The 9,338-nt window shown below is 73.5% G+C and carries 7 protein-coding genes; 5 read left to right on the forward strand and 2 right to left on the reverse strand.

The features are described from left to right. The 4 genes from CCN56_RS21090 to CCN56_RS21105 form a co-directional block, all read left to right on the forward strand. Nucleotides 1-700: acetate--CoA ligase family protein (locus CCN56_RS21090; protein WP_179199927.1), on the forward strand; the 700-nt coding region annotated here is incomplete at its 5' end. A 75-nt stretch (nt 701-775) separates the two neighbouring features. After that, entirely contained in the window at nt 776-1,498 is a 723-nt protein-coding gene (locus CCN56_RS21095) for an enoyl-CoA hydratase/isomerase family protein (RefSeq protein ID WP_256962071.1), read from the forward strand. A gap of 114 nt (nt 1,499-1,612) precedes the next feature. Then, nucleotides 1,613-5,227 (forward strand): hypothetical protein, encoded by a 3,615-nt coding sequence (locus CCN56_RS43310; RefSeq protein WP_179199928.1) that lies wholly within the window; start codon nt 1,613-1,615, stop codon nt 5,225-5,227. Nucleotides 5,228-5,314: 87 nt separating this feature from the next. Further along, nucleotides 5,315-5,899, forward strand: coding sequence for a flavin reductase family protein (locus CCN56_RS21105; protein ID WP_086829032.1), 585 nt, complete (start codon nt 5,315-5,317; stop codon nt 5,897-5,899). 85 nt (nt 5,900-5,984) lie between these two features. On the opposite strand, the gene CCN56_RS21110 is transcribed toward CCN56_RS21105, so the two are convergent. Further along, the gene (locus tag CCN56_RS21110; RefSeq protein ID WP_086829034.1) at nt 5,985-7,283 is read right to left on the reverse strand and encodes an MFS transporter; all 1,299 of its coding nucleotides are present in this window, start codon (nt 7,281-7,283) and stop codon (nt 5,985-5,987) included. Between the two features lie 78 nt (nt 7,284-7,361). Then, nucleotides 7,362-8,663, reverse strand: a complete 1,302-nt coding sequence (locus CCN56_RS21115; protein WP_086829030.1) for an MFS transporter — start codon at nt 8,661-8,663, stop codon at nt 7,362-7,364. A 58-nt stretch (nt 8,664-8,721) separates the two neighbouring features. Here CCN56_RS21115 and CCN56_RS21120 point away from each other — a divergent pair. Further along, on the forward strand, nt 8,722-9,338 hold a 617-nt coding region (locus CCN56_RS21120; protein WP_256962070.1), incomplete at its 3' end, for a GlxA family transcriptional regulator.

The following is a 9,338-nucleotide window of genomic DNA, read 5'->3' on the forward strand; positions in this document are numbered from 1 at the left end:
CACCCCCTCCCCGTCCCTCCGCAAGGCCCAGGCCCTCCTGCGGCCGGGCAGGCGGCTCAGCGAGCACGCGGCGAAGCAGCTGCTCCGGGCGTACGGGATACGGGTGCCGCGCGAGCAGCTCGTGACGAGCGCGGCGGCGGCCGTCCGGGCGGCGGGTCTCGTGGGCTACCCGGTGGTGATGAAGGCGTCCGGGGCCCAACTCGCCCACAAGACGGAACTGGGCCTGGTGAAGGTCGGGCTGACCTCGGCCAGCCAGGTCAGGGACGCCTACCGCGAGCTCACGGACATCGCCCGCTTCGAGGAGATCGACCTCGACGGCATCCTCGTCTGCCAGATGGTCGGGCGCGGGGTCGAGATGGTGGTGGGCGTGACCCGGGACCAACTCTTCGGCCCGACGGTCACGGTGGGCCTGGGAGGGGTGTTGGTGGAGGTCCTCGACGACACCGCCGTCCGCGTCCCGCCCTTCGGTGAACGCGAGGCCCGCTCGATGCTCGGCGAACTGCGCGGCCGGGCCCTGCTCGACGGCGTACGGGGCGCCCCACCGGCCGACGTCGACGCGCTCGTCGAGGTCGTGCTCCGGGTGCAGCGGATGGCGCTCGAACTCGACGGCGACCTCGCCGAACTGGACATCAACCCGCTGATGGTGCTGCCGCGCGGGCAGGGGGCGGTGGCCCTGGACGCGCTGGCGGTCTGCCGATAGGAGCTTTTCGTGGACGAGGTCCTGCACTCCGTCGAGAACGGCGTCTCATGGATCACCCTCAACCGCCCCGAGGCGATGAACGCGGTCACCTGGGACCAGCGGGAGCGGATCATCGCCCTGCTCGCGGAGGCGTCCGCCGACCCGGACGTGCGCTGTGTGGTGGTGACGGCCACCGGGCGCGGCTTCTGCGCGGGCGCGGACCTGCGGGGCGCGCCGTCGTCGGCCGGTGACCGGGTCGCGGGGGACGTGGCCCGGATGATCAGGCTCGGCGCGCAGCGCTTCATCTCCGCCGTACTGGACTGCGAGAAGCCGGTGATCGCGGCGGTGAACGGGACGGCGGCCGGGATCGGGGCGCACCTCGCGTTCGCCTGCGACCTGGTGCTCGCGGCGGACTCGGCGCGCTTCATCGAGGTGTTCGTACGGCGGGGACTGGTCCCGGACGGGGGCGGTGCGTACCTCCTCCCCCGGCTGATCGGGCCGCAGCGGGCGAAGCAGTTGATGTTCTTCGGCGACGCGGTGCCGGCGGCGGAGGCGCTCGGGATGGGCCTGGTGAACCGGGTCGTCCCCGCGGACGAGCTGTCGAAAACGGCCCGGGAGTGGGCCGAACGCCTCGCCCAGGGCCCGACGCGCGCCCTGACCCTCACGAAGCAGCTGGTCAACGCGTCCCTGGACGTGGACCGTTCCGTCGCCTTCGCGGCGGAGGCGACGGCGCAGGAGATCAACATGACGACGAGGGACGCGCAGGAGGGGGTGGCGAGCTTCGTGGAGCGGCGGGAGGCGCGGTACGAGGGGAAATAGTCGCGCGCCGGTGTCCGGGGCGGCCCGTAGGGTGTGACGCGCATATGACACATCGCGTGTATGACACACCGCTCCGGGGGGAACGGAAGAATGCCGAACTTCGCGCGTTCTCGCGTGAGATCCAGACGATCCGCGAGAACGCTCCTGCTCGTCCCTGCCCTGCTGGCGGCCCTGGTGGGGCCGGCGCTCCCGACGGCCACGGCGGTGGCGGCGACGCCCGATCCGGCCGTGTCGGCGTCGGCCTCACCGGCGTCGGCCCCGGCCGCCCAGGCTCCGGACGAGCCCACGCCCGAGCCGTCGGCCACCACCGAGCCGACACCGGACCCGACGCCGACCACCGAGCCTTCGCCCGACCCGACGGAGACGGCCACCCCGGCTCCCACGACCACCACCGCCCCCTGTCCCGTCCTGCCGCTCGCGGCGTTCGGCGACCCGGGCGCCGCGGTCGGCAGGGCCACCCTCGAGCCGCGCGGCGAGGCCTGCTTCACGGTCACCGTGGAGAAGCCGGGCCTGCACCGGATGCTCGTCGACGACCAGTTCACGTACCCCTCGCTGTACTCCGGTGAGACCAAGGTCGACTGCGAGGAGTGGGGTTACCGGGACACCTGGTGCGAGCTCGCCACCGGGACGTACACGCTCAAGCTCTTCAACACCGACTGGTCGGCCACGGAGAGCGGGGTCTCCCTCGTCCCGCTGATGTCGGCCACCGACTGCCCGAGCGTCACCGGCACGGGGTACGACTCCGCGCCGACGACCGCCCAGGGCGCCGGTCCGCTGGGCGTCGTCTGCCACGCCTTCACCGCCGCCGCCGGCGAGCGGATCACCGTCGACCTCCGGCGCGCCGACTACGGCCCGTCCCACCACTGGATCACCGACGACACCGGCAAGCGTCTCTGCCCCTCCTGGAACGCGGACGGCAGCACGGGCTGCGTCCTGCCCGAGGGCTCCGGCGGCTACCGCGTCCTCGCCGTCATCGGCGACGTCGAGCAGACCGGCGACGGAGGGCCGTACACACTGAAGGTCCGCCGCCTGTCGAACCCGGCCGGCTGCGCCGCCGCACCGGTGAACGCCTATGGCAGCGCGCCCACGCGGGCCGCGCCCGAGACCGGGTGCAGGATCGTCACTCCCTCCGTGACCGGCCGATACGAGGTGCGGGCGATCGGCGAGTCCGGCTCTGCCTCGGAGATCGATGTGTACGCGGCGGACGGCACGACCGTCTGCGCGTCCACGCCGACGTGCGCGCTGACGGCGGGCACCCCGTACACGCTCGTCACCGATCAGGCCGTACGGATCCTCGACCGCGCCTCGACCGAGGGCTGCACGAGCGGCGTCGAGCTCGCCACCGCCTACCGGGGTGTCTTCGGGGCCCCCGGCACGGTCGACTGTCTGAACCTGCCGGTTCCGCAGGGCGCCCACATCGCCGTCCTGACCGACCGCGCCCCCGGCATCACCGTCGTCGACGCGAACGGCACCGCCTTCTGCGCCGACGCGCTGTGGGACGGCACCTGCGTCCTGGGGGGCACCGCCCCGTACCGCGCGCTGATCAGCGAGCGGGACCCGTCCGAGGACAACGACGGCTACCGCCTCGTCGTCCACCGCACGGACACGCCCAGCGCCTGCCGCACCTTCACGGCCGGCGACTTCACCGGCCACCCGGCCCGGATGGCCGTGACGACCGGCGCGGGAGTCTTCTCCGACTGCCTGACGATCCCGGCGGACGGGCACTCCGCGCACGAACTCGTGCAGATCCAGAAGGTGTCCGGCGACTCCCTGGCCGAGGTCAGCGTCCTCGACGCGAACGGCAAGCGGATCTGCGGGATCCGCTCGTACTACGGAACCTTCACCACCTGCGCCCTGACGCCGGGGATCGCGCACACGGTCCTCGTCCAGGGCCGTGACGAGCCCGGCGAGTTCGCGCTGACCCGTCTCGACGTCACCGACACGGCGCGCGGCTGCGTCACGACCCCGGCCACGGCCGTCGGAGGCCCCTCCACCGGCGGAGTCCCGGCCGCGCCCGGCACGTTCCTCTGCCACCAGGTGACCACGGAGTCCGCCGGGGACATCCTGCACCTGAACGTGCGCGACGCGGAGGGCACCGCCCGCCAGATCGGCTACGACGCGAGCGGCAACGCGGTCTGCGACTACTTCGCCGCGGGCTGCGCCGTCACCGGCTCCACCCGCTACCAGGTCCTCGTCCAGGTCCCGGAGGGCAAGACCGCCGCGGCCGCCTACCGTCTCGACGCCCTGCGCATCGGTACGGCCGCCGGGCCCGCGCCCGAGTGCGTCAAGGTCCCGAACGTCAGCTATGGCTTCGGCCCGCTCACCGGCACCCTGTCCGAGCAGCGGACGGCGGTCTGCGCGGTGCTGCCGACCGCGTCGGGCGACACCTTCGACCTGCGGTCCACGCCCGCGGGCAGCTTCGATCAGTCGCCGACGCCCTGGCTGTACGACCAGTCGACGTTCAAGAACGGCTGCCAGGGGTGGATCTCCAGCGAGGGCCAGAACTACCAGTGCGGCCTGGCGAACGCCTACCCGCGCGTGTCCCGGCCGAGCACGATCGTGATCGGTCTGCCGGAGAAGCCCGCGCAGGCCTCCACGGCCGTACGGGTCGACGCCACCTGCACCCACTATCTCTGCGGCCCCGACGAGCGGACCATCGGCACCGTCGGCCCGGCCACGGTCGGCCGGGGGAAGATCTCGATGACCGTCACCGGCTCGGCGCTGCCCGACTCCGCCAAGGTCGTCCTGACGAGCGGGTCCTTCCGGGCCGAGTCCACCACCCTCTCCGTCGCGCCGGACCGGCGCAGCATGACGGTGGGCCTGGACCTGACGAACGCGCCGCTCGGCACGCTGAACACCAGCGTGTACGCGTTCGGCGCGCAGTACATGAAGCCCTCGGTGACCGTCGTCGCCGCCCTCCGCAACACCGCCGCGCCCGGTCTCTCCGGCACGGCGGTCGTCGGCGGGAAGCTGACGGCGAGCGCCGGCTCGTGGTCGCTGCCGGTGGACTCGCTCGCGTACCAGTGGCGGGCCAACGGCGTCGCCATCGCCGGCGCCACCGCCTCCACGTACACGCTGCCGTCGACGCTCTTCGGCAAGCAGCTGTCCGTGGCCGTGACCGCCCGCAAGGCCGGGCATCCGGTCGTGACCGCGACGAGCGCCGCCGTGGTGGTGAAGGGCGTCGCGCCCAAGCCGACCACCGTGCCGCGCGTCTCCGGGACCGTGCGGGTCGGGTCGAAGGTGACGGCGGTCGTCGGCACCTGGACGCCGGCGCCGACCTCGTACGCCTACCAGTGGCGGGCCAACGGCGTGGCGATCGCGGGCGCGACGGGCGCCTCGTACGTGCCCGTCGCCTCCACGCTCGGCAAGAAGCTGACCGTGACGGTCACGGCACTGCGGACCGGGCACCTGAGCGGGTCGTACACGACGGCGGGCGTCACCGTCGCCGTCGGCCTCGCGCCGAAGGCGACGACCGCGCCGTACGTCACGGGCACGGTCCGGGTCGGGCGGACGCTCACCCTGAACCGGGGTGCGTGGACGCCGGCGCCGACCTCGTACGCGTACCAGTGGTACGCGAACGGGCGGGCGATCAGCGGGGCGACGCGGACGACGTTCACGCTGACGTCGGCCCAGCGCGGGCTGAAGATCACCGTCCGGGTGACGGCCTACCGGACCGGGCACGCGGCGGGCGTCGCGTGGACGCGGTCGACGGGGGCGGTCGCGGGCTGACCGAAACCGGTGGCCGTCATCCCCTGCGAAGGCTTCCCATCTGACGTGCCGTCAGTTTCAATGGACGGTGTGATGGGACACGCGGGGATGGCGGCCACCGCCGTCCGACACCTGAGAGCGGCCGGTTCGCCGACGGCCGTGGAACCACTGCCCCGGCCGGCCCTGCGCGCGGTACGGGAGGACGAGCGCCCGCCCGTCGACCCGGCCGAATTCCGCCGCGTCCTCGGCCACTTCGCGAGCGGGGTCACGATCGTGACGGCCCTCGACGCCGACGGACCGACGGGCTTCGCCTGCCAGTCCTTCGCCTCCCTCTCCCTCGACCCGCCCCTGGTGGCCTTCATGGTCGCCCGCACGTCGACGACGTGGCCGCGGATCGCGGCGGCCGGGACCTTCTGCGTCAACGTCCTCGGCGCCGGACAGGGCGAACTGTGCCGGTCCTTCGCGGTGAGCGGCGCGGACAAGTTCGCGGGCGTGGAGTGGGAGCCGACCCCGGCGACGGCCTCGCCGCGCCTGGCGGGCGCGCCCGCCTGGATCGACTGCACGATCACGACGGTCCACACGGGCGGGGACCATCTGATCGTGGTGGGCCGGGTGGAGGGGCTGGACGCGACGGAGGAGGACGGGGACCCGCTGCTGTTCCACCGGGGGCGGTTCGGGCGGTTCAGCGCGTAGACCCGCGGCCCGCCGTGTGGGCCCGCGCCCCAGCCGGCGCCGTCACTCCCGGTGCGGGTTCAGGCGCGGAAGCCTCTGGCCGTCATCATGCTCCCGCCAGGGACACCCCCTCCGTCCGGGGTCGGGCGATGACCAGGGCCATCAGGGCCGCCGCCGCGCACAGGGCGCCCGAGGCGTACCAGACGACGTCGTACGTGCCGAAGACGTCGCGGGCCACGCCGCCCGCGAAGGCGACGGCCGCCGCGCCGACCTGGTGGGAGGCGAGGACCCAGCCGAAGACGATCGCCGAGTCCTCGCCGTAGTGCTCGCGGCACAGGGCGATCGTCGGCGGGACCGTGGCGACCCAGTCCAGGCCGTAGAAGACGATGAAGAACAGCATCGGGGGGTGCACCGACGGCGCCAGGAGCATGGGGAGGAACAGGAGCGAGATGCCGCGCAGGGCGTAGTAGACCGCCAGCAGGCGGCGCGGCGAGAAGCGGTCCGTGAACCAGCCCGAGGCGATCGTGCCGACGACGTCGAAGACGCCGATCACGGCCAGGAGGCCCGCCGCCGCCGTGACCGGCATCCCGTGGTCGTGCGCCGCCGGTACGAAGTGCGTCTTGACCAGGCCGTTCGTCGACGCCCCGCAGATCGCGAAGGAGCCGGCCAGGAGCCAGAACGGGCCCGTGCGGGCCGCCTTGAGGAGGACCGTGACCGCGCGCCGCGCCGCGCCCGTCACCGGCGCGGGCTTCGCCACGTACTCCCCGCCGTACGGGGCCAGTCGGACGTCCGCCGGGTGGTCCCGGAGCAGCAGCCAGACGAAGGGGACGACCGTGAGGGCCGCAAGGGCCACCGTCACGGCCGCCGGGCGCCAGCCGTGGTGTTCCACCAGCCAGGAGAGGAGGGGGAGGAAGATCAGTTGGCCCGAGGCTCCCGCCGCCGTCAGGATGCCCGTCACCAGGCCCCTCCGCGCCACGAACCAGCGGTTCGTGACCGTCGCGGCGAAGGCGAGGGCCATGGAGCCGCTGCCCAGGCCGACGAGGACGCCCCAGTAGAGGACGAGCTGCCAGGCCGCCGTCATCCACACGGTGAGGAGCGAGCCGGCGGAGATGATCGTCAGGGCCACCGCCACCACCCTCCGGATGCCGAAGCGGTCCATCAGCGCCGCCGCGAACGGCGCCGTCAGGCCGTACAGCGCGAGGTTCACCGAGACGGCGAAGCCGATCGTCCCCCGCGACCAGTGGAACTCCTCGTGCAGCGGCTCGATCAGCAGGCCCGGCAGGGAGGCGAAGGCCGCGGCGCCGATGATCGTGACGAAGGTGACCGCCGCGACGAACCAGGCGCGGTGGATGTGAGAAGTACGGGGCGCGGGTGTACGAGGGGGCGTTTCCGTTGTCTGGGCCATGCCATCGAGCATCCCGGCCCCGCCCCCTCCCCCACCATTGGCCCGGATGACAGGTTTCCAACAGATCGGGCCACGGCCCTACACCCGCGGCAGCGCCCTGATCGGCCTCACCACAAGCAGCGCCGCCACCACGAGCACCGCGATCCCCGCCCCCGTGAGCAGCACCTCCTCCGTGCCGACCACCGCCGCCACCGGCCCCGACAGGGTGCGGCCGACGCCCATCATCAGGAGCGAGCCGGCCACGTCGTACGCGTGCATCCGGTTCAGGGCCTCCTGCGGCACGTGCGTCTGGACCGAGGTGGACCACATCACCAGCCAGAAGGCGAAGGCCGCCCCGCCGATGAACTGCCCCGCGCCGAGCGCCGCCACCGGGGCGCCCAGGCCGAGCAGGGTCAGGTTCACGGGCAGGCCGGTCAGCGCCACCGCGCCCGCCGCGAGCGGGCGGCTCGGGCGCAGCCGGATCGCGAGGAGCCCGCCGACCGCGCTGCCGGCGCCGTTGACGGCCATCAGCACGCCGTACGCGGCCGAGCCGTGCTCCCCGGTGACCAGGCTCGCGGTGAGCGGCACCATGGGCCCCGCGACGGTCAGCCCGTACACCGTCCAGATGGAGATGACGCCCCACAGCCAGCTCCGGGAGCGGAACTCCCGCCAGCCGCCGACGAGTTCGGCGCCGAGGGAGTCGCGCCGCGCGGTGTCGGAGGGGATCGGGGCGAGGCGTATCAGGAGGAAGCAGACGGCGCTGATCGCGAAGGTGACGCCGTTGACGGCGAAGGCCGCGCCCGCGCTCCAGACCGCCACCAGCAGGCCCGCCGCGGCCGGGCCCGCCATCGTCATGAGGGCCTCGACGACCCGCAGGACGGCGTTGGCGCGCTGCACGTCGGGGGCGATGCGCGGGATGGTGGAGGCGACGCCCGGCTGGAAGAGGGCGGCGCCGATCCCGCTGAGCACGGAGAGGGCGTACACCACCCAGAGCGGCGGGCCGCCGAGCGTGAAGGAGACGGCGAGGACGGCGGCGCCGGGCAGCCGCAGCAGGTCGGCGATGATCATCATGCGGCGGGCGGTGAACCGGTCGGCGAGGACGCCGCCGAAGAGCACGAAGACCGCGAAGGCGGCGGTCCAGCCGCCGAGCGCGTAGCCGACGGTGGAGCCGGGGTGGCCGGCGCCGAGGAGTCCTGCGGCGAAGGCGACCGGGACCATGCCCTCGCCGAAGACGGCGACGCCCCGGGCGACGAAGAAGAGCCGGAAGTTACGGTTCCACAGCGCGAGCGGCACCGGCGACTGCTGTACGGGCGACTCGGGCGACTGCTGTACGGGCGGCTCGACCGGGACGGGAATCCGTCCGGCGGCCTCAGACTTGTACGTGTTGTCCGTCACGGACACGTACTCGTACCAGCCCTATGGTCTGGACCACCACCGAATTACGGAGGGAGCACCGCCCGTGCCACCGTCGCCGCACCGCGTCGCCGTTCTCGCCCTGCCCGGCCTCCTCCCCTTCGAGCTGGGCATCCCGCACCGCATCTTCGGCCGCGCGAAGGCCCCCGGAGGACGGCCGCTGTACGAGATCGTGACCTGCGCCCCGGTCGCCGGGCCGGTGCGGACGGACGCCGACTTCGCGATCCACGTCGAGCACGGCCCGGAGGCGCTCGCCACCGCCGACACGGTCGTCGTGCCCGCCTCGTACGAGCTCGGGCCGGTCTACGACGAGGGCAGGCTCCCCGAGGAGCTGGCCGCCGCGCTCGCGCACGTCCGGCCCGGCACGCGCCTCGTCTCCATCTGCACCGGCGGGTACGTCCTCGCCGCCGCCGGCTTCCTCGACGGGCGTCCGGCCACCACCCACTGGGCGCACGCCGACCACTTCCAGCGCCTCTTCCCGAAGGTCCGGGTCGACGCCGACGTGCTGTACGTGGACGACGGCGACGTCCTCACCTCCGCGGGCGTGGCCGCCGGGATCGACCTCTGCCTGCACATCGTGCGCCGCGACCACGGCACGGCCGTCGCCAACACGGTGGCCCGGGGCACGGTCGTGCCCCCGCACCGGGACGGCGGGCAGGCCCA

It is taken from the genome of Streptomyces sp. NRRL B-24572 (genome assembly GCF_002156145.1).
In the GTDB taxonomy this organism is placed as follows: domain Bacteria; phylum Actinomycetota; class Actinomycetes; order Streptomycetales; family Streptomycetaceae; genus Streptomyces; species Streptomyces vietnamensis.